This is a genomic window from Marivita sp. (assembly GCF_022763305.1).
Taxonomy (GTDB): Bacteria; Pseudomonadota; Alphaproteobacteria; order Rhodobacterales; family Rhodobacteraceae; genus Marivita.
On sequence record NZ_JALEGT010000015.1, the window covers coordinates 1 to 19,406 of the forward strand.

Annotated in this window: 19 protein-coding genes; 10 read left to right on the top strand and 9 right to left on the bottom strand. The window is 62.2% G+C overall.

Annotated elements, in window-relative coordinates; translation table 11 throughout:
• Both MRY75_RS02105 and MRY75_RS02110 read left to right on the top strand, forming a co-directional pair.
• Positions 1 to 252 (top strand): carboxymuconolactone decarboxylase family protein (locus MRY75_RS02105; RefSeq protein WP_292305493.1); only part of this gene is annotated, 252 nt, incomplete at its 5' end.
• A gap of 79 nt (positions 253 to 331) precedes the next feature.
• On the top strand, positions 332 to 763 hold the full coding sequence (locus tag MRY75_RS02110; RefSeq protein WP_292305494.1) for an EF-hand domain-containing protein: 432 nt from the start codon (positions 332 to 334) through the stop codon (positions 761 to 763).
• Between the two features lie 75 nt (positions 764 to 838).
• Here the strand turns inward: MRY75_RS02110 and MRY75_RS02115 are convergent, their stop codons facing one another.
• The gene (locus tag MRY75_RS02115; RefSeq protein WP_292305495.1) at positions 839 to 3,337 is read right to left on the bottom strand and encodes an FAD-dependent oxidoreductase; all 2,499 of its coding nucleotides are present in this window, start codon (positions 3,335 to 3,337) and stop codon (positions 839 to 841) included.
• Between the two features lie 110 nt (positions 3,338 to 3,447).
• A complete protein-coding gene (locus tag MRY75_RS02120) occupies positions 3,448 to 3,825 on the bottom strand; it encodes a hypothetical protein (RefSeq protein WP_292305496.1) in 378 nt (125 codons plus the stop codon).
• A 360-nt stretch (positions 3,826 to 4,185) separates the two neighbouring features.
• Between MRY75_RS02120 and MRY75_RS02125 the strand changes: the two genes are divergently transcribed.
• The 7 genes from MRY75_RS02125 to rpe all read left to right on the top strand — a co-directional run bounded on the left by MRY75_RS02125 (position 4,186) and on the right by rpe (position 11,494).
• Complete coding sequence (locus MRY75_RS02125) at positions 4,186 to 5,232, top strand: rod shape-determining protein (RefSeq protein ID WP_292305497.1); 1,047 nt, start codon at positions 4,186 to 4,188, stop codon at positions 5,230 to 5,232.
• A 97-nt stretch (positions 5,233 to 5,329) separates the two neighbouring features.
• A complete protein-coding gene (gene mreC, locus MRY75_RS02130; protein WP_292305498.1) occupies positions 5,330 to 6,235 on the top strand; it encodes a rod shape-determining protein MreC in 906 nt (301 codons plus the stop codon).
• Complete coding sequence (locus MRY75_RS02135; RefSeq protein ID WP_292305499.1) at positions 6,235 to 6,771, top strand: rod shape-determining protein MreD; 537 nt, start codon at positions 6,235 to 6,237, stop codon at positions 6,769 to 6,771. The genes mreC and MRY75_RS02135 overlap by 1 nt, the downstream gene beginning before the upstream one ends.
• On the top strand, positions 6,768 to 8,711 hold the full coding sequence (gene mrdA, locus MRY75_RS02140) for a penicillin-binding protein 2 (protein WP_292305500.1): 1,944 nt from the start codon (positions 6,768 to 6,770) through the stop codon (positions 8,709 to 8,711). Before MRY75_RS02135 ends, mrdA begins: the two co-directional genes overlap by 4 nt.
• Positions 8,708 to 9,847: a rod shape-determining protein RodA gene (rodA, locus tag MRY75_RS02145; protein ID WP_292305501.1), complete on the top strand. Its 1,140-nt coding sequence runs from the start codon at positions 8,708 to 8,710 to the stop codon at positions 9,845 to 9,847. Before mrdA ends, rodA begins: the two co-directional genes overlap by 4 nt.
• Before the next feature lie 3 nt (positions 9,848 to 9,850).
• The gene (locus MRY75_RS02150; protein ID WP_292305502.1) at positions 9,851 to 10,786 is read left to right on the top strand and encodes a glyoxylate/hydroxypyruvate reductase A; all 936 of its coding nucleotides are present in this window, start codon (positions 9,851 to 9,853) and stop codon (positions 10,784 to 10,786) included.
• Positions 10,787 to 10,816: 30 nt separating this feature from the next.
• Positions 10,817 to 11,494 (top strand): ribulose-phosphate 3-epimerase, encoded by a 678-nt coding sequence (rpe, locus tag MRY75_RS02155; protein WP_292305503.1) that lies wholly within the window; start codon positions 10,817 to 10,819, stop codon positions 11,492 to 11,494.
• Here rpe and MRY75_RS02160 read toward each other — a convergent pair.
• Both MRY75_RS02160 and MRY75_RS02165 read right to left on the bottom strand, forming a co-directional pair.
• A complete protein-coding gene (locus tag MRY75_RS02160) occupies positions 11,491 to 11,925 on the bottom strand; it encodes a MaoC family dehydratase (protein ID WP_292305504.1) in 435 nt (144 codons plus the stop codon). The two genes, rpe and MRY75_RS02160, sit on opposite strands and share 4 nt — an antisense overlap.
• Positions 11,915 to 13,546: a long-chain fatty acid--CoA ligase gene (locus MRY75_RS02165; RefSeq protein WP_292305505.1), complete on the bottom strand. Its 1,632-nt coding sequence runs from the start codon at positions 13,544 to 13,546 to the stop codon at positions 11,915 to 11,917. The genes MRY75_RS02160 and MRY75_RS02165 overlap by 11 nt, the downstream gene beginning before the upstream one ends.
• A 91-nt stretch (positions 13,547 to 13,637) precedes the next feature.
• On the opposite strand from MRY75_RS02165, the gene MRY75_RS02170 reads away from it, so the two are divergent.
• A complete protein-coding gene (locus tag MRY75_RS02170; protein ID WP_292305506.1) occupies positions 13,638 to 14,657 on the top strand; it encodes an NADP-dependent oxidoreductase in 1,020 nt (339 codons plus the stop codon).
• Here MRY75_RS02170 and MRY75_RS02175 read toward each other — a convergent pair.
• From MRY75_RS02175 to ccrA, 5 genes are all read right to left on the bottom strand, one after another.
• The gene (locus tag MRY75_RS02175; RefSeq protein WP_292305507.1) at positions 14,654 to 16,186 is read right to left on the bottom strand and encodes an AAA family ATPase; all 1,533 of its coding nucleotides are present in this window, start codon (positions 16,184 to 16,186) and stop codon (positions 14,654 to 14,656) included. The genes MRY75_RS02170 and MRY75_RS02175 overlap by 4 nt on opposite strands.
• A 38-nt stretch (positions 16,187 to 16,224) precedes the next feature.
• Positions 16,225 to 16,863, bottom strand: coding sequence for an acyl-homoserine-lactone synthase (locus MRY75_RS02180; RefSeq protein ID WP_292305508.1), 639 nt, complete (start codon positions 16,861 to 16,863; stop codon positions 16,225 to 16,227).
• A 105-nt stretch (positions 16,864 to 16,968) separates the two neighbouring features.
• A complete protein-coding gene (locus MRY75_RS02185) occupies positions 16,969 to 17,688 on the bottom strand; it encodes a LuxR family transcriptional regulator (protein WP_292305542.1) in 720 nt (239 codons plus the stop codon).
• Positions 17,627 to 17,842: a hypothetical protein gene (locus MRY75_RS02190; RefSeq protein ID WP_292305509.1), complete on the bottom strand. Its 216-nt coding sequence runs from the start codon at positions 17,840 to 17,842 to the stop codon at positions 17,627 to 17,629. Before MRY75_RS02190 ends, MRY75_RS02185 begins: the two co-directional genes overlap by 62 nt.
• Positions 17,843 to 18,055: 213 nt before the next feature.
• On the bottom strand, positions 18,056 to 19,342 hold the full coding sequence (gene ccrA / locus MRY75_RS02195; protein ID WP_292305510.1) for a crotonyl-CoA carboxylase/reductase: 1,287 nt from the start codon (positions 19,340 to 19,342) through the stop codon (positions 18,056 to 18,058).
• Positions 19,343 to 19,406 lie beyond the last annotated feature (64 nt).

A 19,406-nucleotide genomic window follows, 5' to 3' on the forward strand; every position in this document is an offset into this window, starting at 1 on the left:
GGGGCTTTGGGCAAGACGGTCAAGACAGACGCAGCGCTGACCTTCAAGGAAAAGGAATATGTCGCGCTTGGCATCGCCGTCGCCACCCGCTGTGAACCCTGCATCCTGTTCCACACCGAAGCCCTGATCCGTCTTGGCGCCACCCGCGAGGAGGTGTCGGAGGTGCTGGCGACCTGCATCCAGATGGGCGGTGGTCCCGGCCTGATGTACGCGGGCAAAGCCTTGGATGTGTACGACGAATTGGCCGACTGACCCTGCGACACTTTGGGGTAATGCACTTCAGTGGATCGCCCCATACATATTCCAAATAATTAATATGATGGAGGCACAGATGCCCAAATCTTCAATGATCCTCGCCCTTGTTTTCTCTGCGACCAGCGCATTTGCCCAGCAGGGCAATCCCGGCGGTCATTTCGTGGAAAACTGGGATCTCGACGGCGATGGTCAGGTCACGCTGGCCGAAGCGACGGAACGGCGCGGCGACGTGTTCCTGACCTTCGACGCAGACGAGAACGGCATTCTGACCAGCGAAGAGCATGACCTCTTCGACGAAGCGCGCGCGCAGGACATGGAGCAGAACGGCATGGGCCATGGCGGCGGCGGGCGCAATCCGGCCAATGGCATGCTGCGCGACGTGACGGATGCCGATGGCGACGGCAACGTGACCCGCGAGGAATTCATGGCCGCCGTGCCCGCATGGTTCGAGGCGATGGATCGCAATGGCGATGGCGTCGTCACCGCCGCCGATTTCGGCCGGGGATGAGACACCCCGCCCGACAGGGGCGTTTTTCCGTCAACGGAAAAACCGGACGCGTCGACGCGTCCGGTTCCACCATGATCACCCGTCTTTGCGGATGACCTCGTTCTTCGGGTCGTAGGGGCTGTCCTCGACCACCTCGGCATCCCAAAGCTCGTTCAGGATCTTGACCTTGAGCTTGGTGCCAACCTCGGCCAGTTCCGGCTTCACGTAGCCCATCCCGATGGATTTGCCGAAGGCCACGGAATACCCGCCCGAGGTCAGACGACCCACGCGGGTCTCTCCATCGTACAGCGCCTCCCGGCCCCACGGATCGGCATCCGCCGGTCCGTCGATCAGGAAGGTGCAGCACTTCACCCGAACGCCGGTGGCGACCAGTTCATCCTTCCCGTGGAAGTCCTTGTCGAGGTCCACAAAGCGCGGCAGATCGGCTTCCAGCGGGGTCGCATCGCGGCCCAGTTCGTTGCCGAAGGCACGGTAGGATTTCTCCTGACGCAGCCAGTTCTGCGCCCGCGCCCCCACCAGCTTGAGCCCATGCTTGGCCCCCGCCGCCATCAGCTGATCCCAGAGGTAGTTCTGCATCTCGATCGGGTGATGCAGCTCCCAGCCCAGCTCACCGGTATAGGCCACGCGGATCGCGCGCACCGGGCACATGCCCAGTTCAATGTCGCGGCAGGTCAGCCACGGGAACCGCTTGTTGCCCAGAACGGTTTCCGGATCGGCGTCCTTGACGATTTCCTTCAGCACATCGCGCGACTTCGGTCCGGCGATGGCGAAGACACCCCACTGGGTCGTCACATCCTGGATTTCGATATACCCGAACTCGCCCATCTTGTCCTCGGCGGCCTTGCGCAGGAAATCCGCGTCATAGGCTGTCCAGGCACCGGCAGAGACAAGGTAATACTCGTTCTCGGCCAGACGGACGATGGTGTATTCCGTGCGCGTCGTGCCCTTGGCGGTCAGCGCATAGGTCAGGTTGATCCGACCAACCTTGGGCAGCTTGTTGCAGGTGAACCAATCCAGGAACTGGGTGGCACCCGGTCCTTTGACGACATGTTTGGTGAACGCGGTCGCATCGATCAGACCGACGCCTTCGCGCACGGCCTTGGCCTCTTCGACGGCATATTGCCACCAGCCACCCCGACGGAAGGACCGTGCGTCATGGTCGAAGTTTTCGTCTGCATCCAAAGGCCCGTAATAGTTCGGACGCTCCCAGCCATTCACATGGCCAAACTGCGCGCCCAGCGCCTTTTGACGGTCATAGGCCGGAGCGGTCCGAAGCGGACGGCACGCAGGACGCTCTTCATCCGGGTGGTGCAGGATGTAGACATGCTCATACGCCTCTTCGTTCTTGCGCGCGGCGTATTCGGTCGTCATCCACGAGCCGTAGCGCTTGGGATCGAGTGACGCCATGTCGATCTCGGCCTCGCCCTCGACCATAAGCTGGGCCAGGTAGTAGCCGGTGCCGCCGGCAGCGGTGATCCCGAACGAGAACCCTTCGGCCAGCCACATGTTGCGCAGACCGGGCGCGGGGCCGACCAGCGGGTTGCCATCGGGCGTGTAGCAGATCGGACCGTTGAAATCGTCCTTGAGACCCACGGTTTCCGACGACGGAATCCGGTGGATCATGCTCATGTATTCCTCCTCGATCCGCTCCAGATCGAGCGGGAAGAGGTCGGCGCGGAAGCTGTCCGGCACACCATATTCGAACCGCGCGGGTGCGTTCAGCTCATACGGACCCAGGATCCAGCCACCACGCTCTTCACGCACATACCATTTGGCATCCGCATCGCGGATCACGGGGTGCTGTTCATTGGTCTTGCGATATTCGACCAGCGCCGGATCGGGTTCGGTCACAATGAACTGGTGCTCGACCGGGATCGCCGGCATCTTGATGCCCAGCATTTTCGCCGTGCGCTGCGCGTGGTTGCCCGACGCGGTCACGACATGCTCGGCCGAGATCACGATCTGCTCGTCGGACGGAACAAGGTTGCCGCCCTTCTCGACCATCTTCGTGCAAGTCACGTCCCAGTGGTCGCCCTTCCACTCGAAGGCATCCGCCTGCCATTTCCGCTCGATCGCTACGCCGCGCTGACGGGCCCCCTTGGCCATCGCCATCGTCACGTCCGCCGGGTTGATGTAGCCATCCGTCGGGTGATAGATCGCGCCCTTCAGGTCATCGGTGTGGATCAGCGGCCAGCGCGCCTTGATCTCGGACGGTGTCATCCACTCGTAAGGGACACCGCAGGTCTCTGCCGTCGTCGCATAAAGACGGTACTCATCCATGCGCTCATCGGTCTGCGCCATACGCAGGTTGCCGACGACAAAGAACCCCGCATCGAGACCGGTCTCTTCCTCAAGCGTCTTATAGAACTTGATCGAGTAGTCGTGGATATGCGTGGTCGCATAGGACATGTTGAAATAGGGCAGCAGGCCCGCCGCATGCCAGGTCGAACCGGACGTCAGTTCGTCCCGTTCCAGCAGCATCACGTCGTCCCAACCAGCGCGGGCAAGGTGATAGGCGATCGAGGTGCCGACGGCGCCGCCACCGACAACCAAAGCTTTGACATGCGTTTTCATGGGTCTTCACTCCAAGGCGTTTGACCCCGTGAATACCGCCCGCGCAAATACGCCACCAAACCGACCCGACACGTTGCAGCAGGAAAACGACGCGCTGTCGTTTCCTGCTCTCAGCGCACAGCGCGCGCCTTGGGATAGAGCGAGGTTTCCGGCGCAAAGACCGAAGCAGCAGAGGCCAGAACAAGGGGCGCTACTACTGGCGAAAGCGCTCCGGAGGTCGAATCCGGGGGAATCGTTCCAGGCTCAGGCAATTCGAGCCCCACCCGCTTGAGAACACCGGTCTCGTCAACAAGGACAAGTCCCTGCATCACCGTCGCCTTGACCATGTCGAGAACCGCAAAGGCGATTTCGGCCTCGGCGCCATAGCGATCCATGACCGACAGTTTGTATTCGTCGAAGGAATAGTCGTATCCAGCAGCCTTGGCCTGTCGCGTGTAATCCCACGTTCCTACAACGACACACAGGCCCGCTGCGTAAAAGCAGAGCATGAAGACACTCTTTATCAGTTTACCGATCATAAGAACCCCAGGCAGACTTGCGGCCTTTATAGGTCGGCAAAGCGGTCGCAATGCGGTCGAAAGCTGGCCACATAAAGGCAGTTGCGCCGAAACCGGCCCCGATCCGTCACCAGTGCTTTGCACTTGCACGATCTGTCCGCAAATTCGAAACGATCCATGGTCAAAACGGGTAAAAGCCTGCCCAAAGCCTTACCCGGGGCCTGTGGCAGATTCACGCTGCCTAAGGGCGTTCTGGCCCTTTCGCACCTGCCAAACGACACCTATAAGACCCTCGGCTTGCGACCCAGAGAGTCGCCGGCCTAAGAGGTATTGGCGCGGGGCAGATCGCAGATGTTTGGACTGGACAGAATGTTGGGCATGTTTTCGTCGGACATGGCCATCGACCTTGGGACAGCGAACACGCTGGTCTATGTCAAGGGGCGGGGCGTTGTCCTCTCAGAGCCTTCGGTGGTGGCCTACCACATCAAGGACGGACAGAAGAAAGTGCTTGCCGTGGGCGAAGATGCCAAGCTGATGCTGGGCCGCACCCCCGGCAGCATCGAAGCGATCCGGCCGATGCGCGAAGGTGTGATCGCCGACTTCGATGTCGCCGAGGAAATGATCAAGCACTTCATCCGCAAGGTTCACAAACGCTCGACCTTCTCGAAGCCCAAGATCATCGTCTGTGTGCCACATGGTGCGACCCCGGTCGAAAAGCGGGCGATTCGCCAATCCGTGCTGTCTGCCGGTGCGCGCAAGGCCGGGCTGATCGCCGAACCCATCGCCGCCGCCATCGGCGCGGGCATGCCGATCACCGATCCGACCGGTAACATGGTCGTCGACATCGGCGGCGGGACAACCGAAGTGGCCGTCCTGTCGCTGGGCGACATCGTGTACGCGCGCTCGGTCCGCGTCGGGGGCGACCGCATGGACGAAGCGATCATCAACTACCTGCGCCGCCAGCAGAACCTGCTGGTTGGCGAATCGACCGCAGAACGGATCAAGACCTCCATCGGCACCGCCCGCATGCCCGATGACGGGCGGGGCAGCTCCATGCAGATCCGGGGCCGCGACCTGCTCAACGGCGTTCCCAAGGAAACCGAGATCAGTCAGGCACAGGTGGCCGAAGCCCTTTCCGAACCGGTGCAGGCAATCTGCGAGGCGGTGATGACCGCGCTCGAAGCCACGCCGCCGGACCTGGCAGCCGATATCGTGGACCGTGGCGTGATGCTGACCGGTGGCGGCGCATTGCTTGGAGATCTCGATCTGGCGCTGCGCGAACAGACCGGGCTTGCTGTCTCCATCGCCGACGAAAGCCTGAATTGCGTGGCCCTGGGCACGGGCAAGGCGCTGGAGTACGAAAAACAGCTTCGGCACGCCATCGACTACGACAGCTGATCCGACACCCCATTTGCCCGAGTATATGGTAAGAGTGCGCGCAACCTGATCCGAAAACCGGTTCCCTCTTTTCGGGTTGCGCTTGGAAAGGGACGCCTTGGCAAAGAACGGCACCAACAGCGAAGACTACACAACCCCGCTGCGGCGTCTGCTGCTGGCGGTTGTCATCCTGTGTCTTCTGGGGCTCTTTTTCATCTGGCGCATCGACAGTCCGCGCGTAGAGCGGTTCCGCGCTGCCGTCATCGACACGGTCATGCCCAGCTTTGACTGGGCCATGGCGCCCGTAACTGCAACGGTGAACATTGCCCGCGATTTCCGCAGCTATCAGCGCATCTACGAACAGAACCAGGAACTGCGCCGCGAACTCCGCCAGATGACGGCCTGGAAAGAGGCGGCACTTCAGCTGGAACAGGAAAACGCCAAACTGCGCGACCTGAACAACGTGCGTCTCGATCCCCGGCTGACCTACATCACCGGCGTGGTTCTGGCGGATTCCGGATCGCCCTTCCGGCAATCGGTTCTGATCAATGTCGGGTCCCGCGACGGGATTGTCGACGGATGGGCAACAATGGACGGCACTGGCCTTGTGGGCCGCATCTCTGGCGTCGGCCCGAACACCAGCCGCGTGATCATGCTCACCGACGCGACAAGCCGCATCCCCGCCACGATCCAGCCATCGGGCCAGCGCGCCCTGATCGTCGGTGACAACACGTCGGCCCCGCCCATCGACTTCCTGGAAAACCCCGACCAGGTCCGCCCGGGCGACCGTATCGTCACATCGGGTGATGGCGACGTCTTCCCACCGGGCCTCTTGATCGGTCAGGTGGCACAGGACCCCGGTGGACGCCTGCGCACCCGTCTTGCCGCCGACTATGAACGGCTCGAATTTCTGCGCGTTCTGCGGGACCACGGAGCACGGCGCGTGTCCAACCCCTCCGCGTTGATCCTGCCGGAAACACCGCCCGGCGAAACCGACGCGGCCGCCGCCGAACCGGGTCAGTGATGGATTCGGGTCTGCTCAGACTCTGGGGCATGCGGGCGCTCTTCGTGCTGGTGACGCTGCTGGTGCTCTTTTTCCATCTGCTGCCGCTCGATCCGGCACCCAGTCGGTGGGCAGGTCCCGATGTGCTGGTGGCTATGGTTTTCGCCTGGGCGGTGCGCCGTCCCGAATATGTGCCTATCCTGCTGGTTGCCGGGGTCATGCTGCTGGCCGATCTGATGTTGCAGCGCCCGCCCGGTTTGTGGTCGGTTCTGGTCGTTTGCGCGGCGGAATGGCTCAAATCGCGCGAACGTCGGCAACGGGAAACGACATTTGTCCTTGAATGGCTGACCTTCGCCGGTACCCTGATCGTGATCACGATCCTCTACCGGACGGTGATGATGATCCTTATTCTTGCACCCGGCACGCTCATGCTCAGCCTGGTACAGGTGATGATGACAATCTTCGTCTATCCGGCGGTGGTGGGCGTGTCCTATTTCCTCTTCGGCGTGCGGAAATCCGCACCCGGAGATATGGATCGTTTGGGGCGGAGCCTATGAGAAGAGCGCCGAAGGACACCGCGGAAAGCGTCCGCAAGATCTCGCGTCGCGGCCTGATCCTTGGTGGCGTGCAGCTGGCGTTCGCCGGTGCCTTGGGGCTGCGGATGCAGCATCTCCAGGTGGAACAGGCCGACGAATTCCGCCTGCTGGCCGAAGAAAACCGCATCAATATCCGCCTGATCCCGCCCACGCGCGGTCAGATCTTCGACCGCAACGGTGTCATTCTCGCCGGCAACGAACCCTCTTACCGGATCACCATGGTCAAGGAGGACGCCGGCAACGTGGACGACGTGATCGCGCGGCTGTCTTCCCTGGTCGAGCTTGACGAAGACGAGCTGAACCGCGCCCTGACCGAGATGGACCGCAGCGCGCCGTTCCTGCCCGTCACGGTGGCCGAACGCGTCACCTGGGACGACATCAGCCGCGTCGCCGTCAACGCACCTGCCCTGCCGGGCGTCACCCCCGAGGTGGGCCTGTCGCGAATCTATCCCCGCCGGGGCGATTTCGCCCATGTAGTGGGCTATGTCGGCCCGGTCAGCGAACGGGATCTGGCGCGGTATGAAACACCCGATCCCGTGCTGCGAATCCCCCGCTTTCAGATCGGCAAGGTCGGCATCGAGGCGCGCCACGAAGAGGTGCTGCGCGGACGTGCCGGTGCCAAGCGGGTCGAGGTCAACGCCGTCGGCCGCGTGATGCGCGAACTGGACCGCCGCGAAGGCACGCCCGGTGCGGACATGCAGCTGACCGTCGACAGCACGCTGCAATCCTACATTCAGGCCCGTCTGGGCGAGGAAAGCGCCTCGGTCGTCGTGATGGACGTGAACAATGGCGATCTTCTGGGCATTGCATCGTCGCCCTCCTACGACCCGAACAAATTCGTGCGGGGCATCTCGGTAGCCGATTTCGGCGAGTTGCGCGACAACGACCACCGCCCGCTTGCATCAAAAACCGTGCAGGATGCCTATCCTCCCGGATCGACCTTCAAGATGGTGACGGTTCTGGCCGCGCTTGACGCCGGAGTGGTGGCCCCGGATGAAACCGTTTGGTGTCCCGGCCATATGGAGGTGGGGGGACGCCGCTTCCATTGCTGGAAACGCGCGGGCCATGGGCACATGAACCTCGAACAATCCCTGCGCGAAAGCTGCGATGTCTATTACTACGACCTCGCGCTGAAAGTCGGGATCGAACGCATCGCGGAAACCGCGCGGCGGCTTGGGCTGGGTCACGCCTTTGGTATCGGCATGTCCGCCGTGACCGAAGGGCTCGTCCCCAATATGGAATGGAAGCAGCGCGAACGTGGCGCAAGCTGGGTGATCGGCGATACGGTCAACGCCTCGATCGGGCAGGGCTTTGTCCTGAGCTCACCCTTGCAGCTTGCCGTGATGACCGCGCGTCTAGCGACCGGGAAAGAAGTGACGCCTCGCCTCGTGCGCCGGATCGGCGGAACCGAGCCCCCCGAGGCGGCGGCCGCTGATCTTGGGTTCAATGAAAACCACCTGCGCCAGATCCGACGCGCCATGTACGCCGTCACGAACAACCGGCGCGGCACGGCCTATGGCTCGCGCATCATCGAAGAAGCCTTTCGGATGGCGGGAAAAACCGGCACCAGCCAGGTCCGCAACATCACCGCGGCCGAACGCGCGCGCGGCGTGACCCGCAACGAAGACCTCCCCTGGAACCGCCGCGATCACGCGCTCTTCGTGAACTACGCACCGTATGACGCGCCAAAGATCGCGGTGTCCGTCGTGGTCGAACATGGCGGCGGCGGATCGGCGGCGGCGGCTCCCATTGCGCGCGATGTCACGCTTCAGGCGCTCTACGGCGAAGACCCGCCGCTGGACGCCTATCCCTCCAAGGATCGCGAACGCATCCGGAGCCAACAGGAACGTCTGCAGCAGGTCCTGCGCGAGAACGCCCTGGACGGTCGGAGCCGCGCATGAGTTATCTTGAATATACCGTCAAGACCGTCCCAAGCGGCTGGCGCAAGATGCTGTTCATCAACTGGCCGCTGGTGATCCTGCTGACCGCCATCGCGGGCGTCGGGCTGCTGATGCTCTACTCGGTTGCGGGTGGGTCCATGACACCCTGGGCCGAACCACAGATGAAGCGCTACGCGCTGGGTCTGGCGGTGATGTTCGTCGTTGCCATGGTGCCGATCTGGTTCTGGCGCAACATGTCCGTGATGGCCTATCTGATCGCTCTCGCGCTGCTGGTCGCGGTCGAGTTCTTCGGCACGGTCGGCATGGGCGCACAGCGTTGGATCAACCTCGGTTTCATGCGGCTGCAACCGTCCGAGTTGATGAAGATCGCCATGGTGATGGTTCTTGCCGCCTATTACGACTGGCTCCCGATCAAGAAGACCTCGCATCCGTTCTGGGTCCTCGTGCCGGTCTTCATCATCCTGCTGCCCACCTTCCTCGTGCTGACGCAGCCCGACCTCGGCACTGCCATCCTGCTGGTGGCCGGTGGCGGACTGATGATGTTCCTAGCAGGCGTGCACTGGGCCTATTTCGCCACGGTGATCGCCGCAGGCATTGGCGGCATCTACACCGTGTTCCTCAGTCGGGGAACCGAGTGGCAGCTGCTCAAGGACTACCAGTTCCGACGCATCGACACCTTTCTCGACCCGTCTTCCGACCCGCTTGGTGCAGGGTATCACATCACGCAGGCCAAGATCGCCATGGGCTCTGGCGGCTGGACCGGACGGGGCTTCATGCAGGGCACCCAGTCGCGGCTTAACTTCCTGCCGGAAAAACACACCGACTTCATCTTCAACACCCTGGCCGAGGAATTCGGCTTTGTCGGTGGCTTCTCATTGCTCACCCTCTATGTCCTGATCCTTGTCTTCTGCATCGTCTCGGCCTTGCAGAACCGCGACCGCTATTCCTCGCTGCTGATCCTCGGGATCGGCGTAACGTTCTTCCTGTTCTTCGCCGTCAACATGTCGATGGTGATGGGCTTGGCCCCGGTGGTCGGTGTGCCGCTGCCACTGGTCAGCTATGGCGGATCAGCCATGTTGGTCTTGATGCTCGCGTTCGGCTTGGTACAGAGCGCACATATCCACCGACCGAGGTAAGCCATGCCGATCAACGTCCTCTTCGCCGCCCACGCAAAACGCTGGGCGCAATACGAAGCCCCTTTGCGTATAGCGCTGGACGACATCGGCGTGGAGTACACACTGGGCACCGACCTGCCCCCGGAAAAGGTCGATTACATCGTCTACGCGCCGAACTCGGACGTGCAGGACTTTACGCCCTACACACGACTGAAGGCGGTTCTGAACCTTTGGGCCGGGGTCGAAGACGCCGTCGGCAACCCCACACTCAAGGTGCCGTTCGCCCGCATGGTCGATGACGAAGGCCTGACCCAGGGCATGGTCGAATGGGTGACGGGACACACCCTGCGGCACCATCTGGGCATGGACGCGCATATCGTGAACCCCGACCACACATGGGTGCCGGATGCGCCGCCCGTCGCAGCGGATCGTCCTGTCGGCATCCTTGGTCTTGGGGAACTTGGCACGGCCTGCGGTCAGGCCATCGCCCGGCTCGGGTTCCCGGTCAGCGGCTGGGCGCGCAGCCAGAAACAGATCGACGGCATCACATGCCAGACCGGCACCGACGGGTTACACACGGTTCTGCGCCAGTCGCAGATCCTGATCCTGCTCCTCCCCAGCACCCCCGCGACCGAGAACACGCTCAACGCCGAAACGCTTGCGATGCTCCCCAAGGGCGCGTTCATCATCAATCCGGGACGCGGACCCCTCATCGACGACGACGCCCTGCTTGCGGCTTTGGACTCTGGCCACATCGCGCACGCCACGCTCGACGTGTTCCGCGTCGAACCACTGCCGCAGGATCACCCCTTCTGGGCACACCCCAAAGTGACGGTTACCCCGCACATCGCGTCCGAGACCCGCGCGCCCAGCGCCTCGCGTGCCATTGCCGAGAATATCCGCCGGGGCGAGGCCGGTGAGCCGTTCTTGCATCTTGTGGACCGGGACGCCGGGTACTAAGCCCGCACCAACCTGTCAGGAGCTGCTGCCATGAAATTTGACCGTTCGGTAAAAATCGCCCCCTCCATCCTCTCTGCCGACTTCGCCAACTTTGGTGCCGAGATTGAGGCAGTCGAGGCACAGGGCGCGGACTGGATACACGTCGATGTCATGGACGGCCATTTCGTGCCCAACATCACCTTCGGCCCCGCGACCTGCGCCGCGATCCGCCCGCACATCAAGACGGTGATGGACGTGCACCTGATGATCGCACCCGTCGATCCTTACATTCAGGCCTTCGCCGATGCCGGGGCCGACGTGATCACCGCTCATGTCGAGGCTGGTCCGCACATCCACCGCACGCTTCAGGCCATCCGCGCCACCGGTGCCAAGGCGGGCCTCGCCCTCAACCCCGGCACCCCGGCCGAGGCGGCAGCCCCCCTGCTCGACCTCGTGGACCTGATCTGCGTGATGACCGTGAACCCCGGCTTCGGCGGTCAGAAATTCATCCACTCCTGCGTGCAGAAAGTCACCGAACTCCGCGAGATGATCGGCGACCGCGAGGTGCATATCGAAATCGACGGCGGCGTTGATCCCTCCACCGCACCCTTGGTCGTGGCCGCAGGTGCGGACGTGCTGGTCGCAGGCTCTGCCGTGTTCAAAGGCGGCTCGGTGCAGAACCCTGCCCCCTACGGCGAAAACATCCGCGCGATCCGGAAGTCGATCTAACGCTCAACCTCGAACACGTTGATCCACTTGGCAACGATGGCGGGGCGGTCAGCCCCGTCGATCTCTACAGTGACATCCCATGTCACGTCGAAACGCCCGGGCTTTTCCACCACATTGGCAACGCTGAACCGCCCGCGGATGCGCTGCCCGGCCCGCACCGGGGTGACAAAGCGGATGCGGTCGAACCCATAGTTCAGCCCCTGAACCATACCGGGGATCTCGGGCTGGACGTCATAGGACATGGCCGACAGCATGGACAGGGTCAGGAACCCATGCGCCATGGTTCCGCCCTGCGGGGCCATGCGCTCTTCGTCCAGATGGATGAACTGCCAATCCTCTGTCACATCGGCAAAGGCGTTGATCCGCTCCTGCCCGATCTCGTACCAGCGCGACAGGCTGGGAGGCATGTCGCGCAACAGGTCAGCGGACATCCGGCAACACGTAATCGGCGAACTGCTGTCGCAGGGTGAGCTTGGACACCTTGCCCGTCGCCGTCAGTGGCAGCGCGTCCACGAACACAAGATCATCCGGCAACTGCCACTTGGCAAAATGCGGCTCCATCAAGGTATGGAAATCGTCCAAGCTTGGCTTGCATCCCTCTTTCGGCACAACCACCAGAACCGGCCGCTCGTCCCATTTCGGATGCGCGATGGCAATTACTGCGCAATTCGCGACGTCTGGATGGGACATGGCGATGTTTTCCAGATCAATCGAACTGATCCATTCACCGCCCGACTTGATCAGGTCCTTGGACCGGTCCTGAATACTCAGGTAGCCATCGGGCGAAATGCTGGCTACATCGCCGGTGCCGAACCACCCTTCTGCATCCATCGCCGCCGCCGTGGCCTCATCATTCCTGAAATAGCCCGAGATCACCGCATTGCCGCGCACATACAGCTCTCCAACAGCCTTACCATCATGCGGCAGGCGCTGGCCGTCCTCGCCCACAATCTTGAGATCAACCCCGAAGACCCGCCGCCCCTGCAGCGCTTTGCGCGCCATACGGTCGGCAAACGGAGTGTCGGCCATGGTGTTCGGCAATTGACCTGTCGTACCCACCGGGCTCATCTCGGTCATGCCCCAAGCATGACAGACATCCACATCCCGCGCCTCGAAGAACTCGATCATGCTGCGCGGCGCGGCGGAGCCACCAATCACCACCTGATCGAGGGCAGAGGGCGGCTTGCCATGCTTCTCGATCTCGGCCCGCAGACCAAGCCAGACGGTGGGGACACCCCAGCTTGCCGTCACTTTCTCACTTTCCATCAGATCATAGAGCGACGGCCCATCCAGCTTGCCGCCCGGCATGATCAGCGACGCGCCGACAATGGGCGCGGCATAGGGCATGCCCCAGGAATTGACGTGGAACATCGGCACCACCGGCAAAAGACGCGCACCTTCGTGCAAGGAGCGCGGCAGCGTCACCGCAATGAACAGCGCGTGCAGCACGGTGGAGCGATGCGTATACAGCGAGCCTTTGGGATTGCCTGTCGTGCCAGAGGTATAGCACAGCCCCGCCGCAGTTTCTTCGGGCAGGTCGGGCCAGTCATACTCGGTCGGGTGCGGCGCAATCAGATCTTCATAACACTGCAGCTCCAGCGAAGACTCGGGCATATGCGCCGCATCGGTCATCACCACCAAAGTCAAACCGGACGGCAGATGATCCTTGAGCGCCTCAAGGATCGGCACAAAGGTCAGGTCGACAAACAGCACCCGATCCTCGGCATGGCCGATGATGTAAAGCATCTGTTCCGCCGACAGACGCGGGTTGATCGTGTGGCACACGGCCCCCATGCCCGAAATCGCATAGTAGAGCTCGAAATGGCGATACCCGTTCCACGCCAGCGTCGCCACACGGTCGCCCTGCTCGACCCCCAAAGCCGCAAGCCCGTGCGCCAGTTGTGCGGTGCGTTTGAAGGTCTCGGCATAGGTCTGACGGTGCAGATCGCCTTCGGTCCGGACCGACACGATTTCCCCGGCGCTGTGGATTTCCGCCGCGTAGCGCAGCAGTTCGATCACCGACAATGGCCGGTTCATCATCATTCCGTGCATCAAGCCCTCCCTTGCCTTCTGCCCTGTCGTTCCAGATACACTGGTGATCCGACCGAACACGCGCAACCCCTAACCGCGAGGAAGCAATCCCATGTCCGACACGATGTCCCGCATCACTCTGGCCCGCCGTCCCAAAGGCGCGCCGGTGCCCGAGGATTTCAAACTGGAAACCGGCCCGCTGCCTGCGCCCAAAGTCGGCGAGGTGCTGATCGAGGTCACAAATCTGTCGCTCGACCCCTACATGCGCGGCCGCATGGATGACGTCAAAAGCTATGCGCCCTCGGTCGATCTGGGCGGCACAATGACGGGTCAGGGCGTGGGCCGTGTGATTGCGAGCAACGCAGAGGAGTTTGCCGAAGGCGACATGGTGACCGGCATGACAGGATGGGCCAGCCATGCCTGTCTGCCGGGCCGCGAAGTGCGCAAGCTTGACCCGTCGCTGCCCCCCTCCACCGCGCTTGGTGTACTTGGTATGCCTGGCCTGACCGGCTGGGTCGGTCTGAACGAATTCGGCAAACCCAAAGCCGGGGAAACGCTTGTTGTGGGTGCCGCGACCGGTCCGGTCGGTTCCATGGTCGGCCAATTGGCAAAACAGATGGGCCTGCGCACCATCGCCATTGCCGGCGGAGCCGAAAAATGTCGCTTGGCGACCGAGACCTTCGGCTTTGACGCCGCCATCGACCACCGCGCGTATGACGACGCTGCCTCCCTGCGCAACGCAATTGCCGAGGCAGCCCCAGACGGCGTCGACATCTACTGGGAAAACGTCGCCGGTCAGGTACTCGAGGCCGTGATGCCGCTGATGAACGTGCACGGGCGCATTCCTGTCTGCGGCATGATCGCGTGGTATGGCGGGTCGAATATCCAACCCGAAAACCAGCTTCCCGGCATGTGGCGCAGCATCCTCGTCAAACGCCTGCAGGTGTCCGGCTTCATCATCTTCGACCACTGGGATCAGTACCCGGCCTTCCTCAAGGATGTTGGCCCCAAGGTCGCCAAGGGCGAGATTGCCTATCTCGAAGACGTGGCCGAAGGACTGGAGAACGCGCCGGATGCGTTCATCGCCATGCTCAAGGGCGGCAACACCGGCAAGCAGATCGTCAAGCTTTAGAAATCAGCTTCGACTTCAAGCGCCAGAGGGGCGGCGGGTGTCGCCCTCAGATCGTCCACCTGCAACGGTCCGCTCGGCTTTGACAGCCGGGCGCGCACCACCCAATGAAGCCGCGTCTGCGCGCGCGTGATCGCAACATAGGCCAGACGTTTCCACAGAGGCTGTCCCGCTTCGCTCCGCCCCATCCGCGCGGCCGCATAGAGGTCGGGCGCAAAGACCTGCACCTCGTCCCATTGCGAGCCTTGCGCCTTGTGGATCGTCACCGCCGCTCCATGCAGGAACGTGGCCCCCATGCGCGCGGCAAACGGGATGAACGGCTCTTCCTCGTCCGGCTTTTCGATCTTCACAATCGACGCCGCCGATACCTGAGGGTCTTCCGCCCCAATCACATGCAGCCGCGAAAATCCCGGTTTCCGCCCCGGCCCAAGGTAAATCACCTGCGCGCCCTTGATCAGCCCCCGCGCCTCAAGGTCCAGCCGCTTCTTGCGATGTTTGAGCGGCAGTTCGATTCCGTCACAGATGAGCGGCTCACCTTCCAGCAGCGAATCCTCGGGCGCGCCATAGACCGACCGAAACGCATTGATCAGCCGGATGCGCGTGGCGTTGCGCCAGACCAGAACCGGCGACCGCGCCATCAGATCGACCTCGACCCGTTGACCAAGCACCACCCGGTCATCGCTCCGCGCGATGTCCTCGACCATGCGCTCGAACCCGTCGAAACTCAGGTTCGGATCGGCAAGCGCATGCGCGAGATCCAGAATGGGGTTGTCCGCATCCTGCCGGTGAATGCGGTTCAGGTTCAGCACCTGGCTGGGCGCAAGCGTATCGAACACCATCTTGCCCGACTGGTTCACCGGGGCGAGCTGCGCCGGATCGCCGAACAGCAGAAGGTTCGGGAAAATCTCGCGCAGGTCCTCGACCTGCCGTTCATCCAGCATCGACGCCTCGTCGACAAAGCCGATGTCCAGAGGGTCTTCTCGCCGCTTCCAGCCGGTGATGAAATCCGACCCACGCAAACCCGCCGCCGCCAACGCGGCAGGAACAGATTTGTGCGACTCGAAAGAGACCTGCGCCCGGGCCAGCGCCTCTTCGGTCAGGCCTTCGATCTCGGGCTTGTCACCATTGCCCATCAGCCATTCGGCGATGCGCTCGTATTCCGGATCATAGACCGGCGTGTAAAGAATTCGGTGGATGGTCGTGGCAGGCACACCCCGCATCCGCAGCACAAACGCCGCCTTGTTGGTCGGGGCAAGCACCGCCAGCGTCCGACGGTCCTTGCGCCGGCGCCCTTCGTAATCGCCCGAGACAACCTCGACCCCCGCCGCCTGCAAGGATTTGCACAGTTCTGCCAAGAGCAAGGTCTTGCCTGATCCAGCCTTGCCGGTGATCGCCATGATCTTCGTCTTGCCGTCCCGCGGCGGCAGCAGCAGACCGTCATCAAGGTCGATGCCCGCTTCGCGCAGCATATCGGCCACCGCATCATGAGCGGCGGCCTGATCTTCGGAATATGTAAGCGCAGGCAAGGTCATGCGCGAACCCTATAGCGCCCGCGCAGCAGGCACCAGCGTCAGGCGTCGCTGACGTCGCTTTGCGAGGCCATGTTCCCGAAGGACGCCTCGAACCACCCGCGCGATGTCTGCGATGGAATGCCCGCAGCCCGCGAGACCCGCTGTTGCGCGGCTGCGCTGAACTCCCACAGACCGACGCTGATCGCCTGCCGTCCCTCGCCCTGCGTGCCCAGAACCTCGGGCGCAGCCCCAATCCGGTTGTAGATCCGCACCATCCTTGCGTCGAAGACGCCAACGAAATGCCTGATGCCGAAGCCCTGCATGATCTCGCCCCCCGCCAGCATCAACGCCGCTGCCGTCCCCGGTTCGGCGTTGCGGGACAGACAAAAGCGCGTGCATTCCCAAATGAACGGACTCTGGAACGTCACGCCATCTGTCAGGTCCAGAAAATGCTCGTTGACCATGGTTCGCCCGGTTGTCGGCAGGAACCGCATGGACCCGCCGTGCATGCCTGTCGCGGTTTCCCAGATCACGTAGAGGGGGTTCAGATCGTCGTAGGCATCCCGCTCCTGTCCGGATGCGTCGACCGTCACATCCCACGCCAGCCTTGTCTTGAACTGATCCGCGCGGTCTTCGAACATGGTGCGCGCCAGTTGCGGAACCGTCTTCAGTTGATCTCCGTAAAGATATCGAATCATGAGCATCCCCTCCTGTGTGGAGGGGCACGCTGCTGTGAAGAGATGACTCGTCTCCTGCACCACCGCGCGTTGCGCGGAGTTCAAGACCGAAGGCGGGCTTCCGTTTCAGACCACGATCTGCCCGCGCACCATGGCACGGGCGACGGCATGGGTCGTGTTCAGCGCGCCAAGCTTGAAGCGCGCGCTTTCGATGTAAACCCGCAGCGTATGTTCCGAGATCGCCAGCGTTTCAGCCACCTGCGCCCGACTGTACCCCACCGCAAGAAGGGTCATGGTCTCGACCTCCCGTGGGGAAAGAGGTTGCGTCGGTTCCGGTTTCCGTCCTGGTTCCAGCTGCAGGGCCTTCTGGTTGAAGTAATGCGCCAAGAGGATGAGATCGCGCCGGTTGCGTTCGGTAAAGCGGAACCAGTCGTCGTCATCGCAACTGTGACTGACGGTGAACAAGGCAAACTGCCCGTTTGGACCCCGGATCGGAATGGAATAGCCCTGATTGCCGATCCCATGCGCCACAGCATCCTGCATGAAGGCACGCGCCGCCTTGCCCGACCAGTCCAGCCGCTTCCAATCTACGGGGTGAAACCGTTGATAACAGCCGATGACAACCGGATCGATCCGCAGGTAGCCCTTTTCAAGGTAGCGCGCGACCCATTTCGGATCATAGGTACCGCAACCATATTGCGTGCCATTGCTCGACACCCAGTGATACACCATGTCATGTACGGCGTAGTGATCCCGCAGCCATTCGATGATGGTCTGCAATTCCTCAAGTTGTTCTGCGTCCTCCAGCCGGACGATCACGTCGTCCAGCTGCGGCACCCGTTCCAAGAAGCCCACGGCCCATTTCCTTAGCGCGCGCGCCGATCTCTGCCTCTGCTACCAATTGCGTATCGTCCAGCTTGGCAGCCAAGGCGTCCAGATCGTTCGCAACCGCGAACGTCTTGAGGTCGGTCAACACATCAATGATCCAGTCATGTCCCATGACATTGTCACCTTGAGATAGTTAACAGAACGTTAACTCAACCATAACATGTGGCGAGATCTTGGCAAACTCCCTGATTTCATCTCCCCAAATCTGGTGAGGATACGGAAGCGCGGCGCTTGGACGCCCTTTGACCGGTGGTGCCACCAACGAAAAACCCGCACGCCAAGCGGCGCGCGGGTTTCGTTCTACCAACGAGACGTAAGCAGAGTCTTACGATTTGGCCGCCAACGCATCCTCGAACGTGCGCAACCCGGTGCGAGGAGCCTGAACCAGAACGGCCATGTTGCCCGGCTTGTGTTCGTTGCGGAGCATCTTGGTATGCGCCTGCGGGATCTGATCCCACGGGAAGACTTCGGACATGCACGGATCCAGACGCCGCTCCACCATCAGCTGGTTGGCCGCTGCCGCCTGCTTGAGATGCGCGAAGTGCGAACCCTGAAGACGCTTCTGATGCATCCACATGTACCGAACGTCGAAGGTGCAGTTGAAGCCGGTTGTGCCCGCACAGATCACGACCATACCGCCTTTCTTGCAGACCAGCGTCGACACGGGGAATGTCGACTCACCGGGGTGTTCGAACACCATGTCCACGTTCACACCCTTGCCGGTGATGTCCCAGATCGCCTTGCCGAACTTGCGCGCCTCTGCGAACCACTCCTTGTATTCAGGGGTGTTCACCGTGGGCAGCTGACCCCAGCATTTGAAATCCTTGCGGTTGATGACGCCCTTGGCCCCCATCGACATCACGAAGTCGCGCTTGTCCTCGTCCGAGATCACGCCGATCGCATTGGCACCCGCCGTATTGGCCAACTGGATCGCGTAGGATCCCAGACCACCGGACGCCCCCCAGACCAGCACGTTCTGACCGGGGCGCAGCTCATGCGGCTGGTGCCCGAACAGCATGCGATACGCGGTGGCCAGCGTCAGCGTGTAGCAAGCGCTTTCTTCCCAGGTCAGGTGCTTGGGACGCGGCATAAGCTGCTGGGCCTGAACGCGCGTGAACTGGGCAAAGGACCCGTCATGGGTTTCATAGCCCCAGATGCGCTGGGTCGGGCTGAACATCGGGTCGCCGCCGTTGCACTCTTCGTCGTCACCGTCATCCTGGTTGCAGTGGATCACAACCTCATCGCCGACCTTCCAGCGCTTTACTTTGTCGCCCACTTTCCAGACGATGCCCGAAGCATCGGAGCCGGCGATGTGATACGGCTGTTTGTGGCCGTCGAACGGGCTGATCGGCACGCCAAGACCGGCCCAGACGCCGTTGTAGTTCACACCGGCCGCCATCACGAGAACCAGCACCTCGTGGCTGTCGATCTCCCAGGTGTCGACCACTTCGACCTCGAAGGACTGCTCCGGCTCGCCGTGACGTTCGCGACGGATGGCCCAAGCATACATCTTCTTCGGCACATAGCCGAGCGGGGGCATTTCGCCGATCTCGTACAAGTCTTTCTCGGGCGCATCATACGCCGCGATGCCGGTCTGCTGGTCCAGTGCCATCGGAGCCTCCTAGGGTCAGTTACGCGTGCCGCAATGCAGAATCGCGGCGTCTGACCCTGAAATA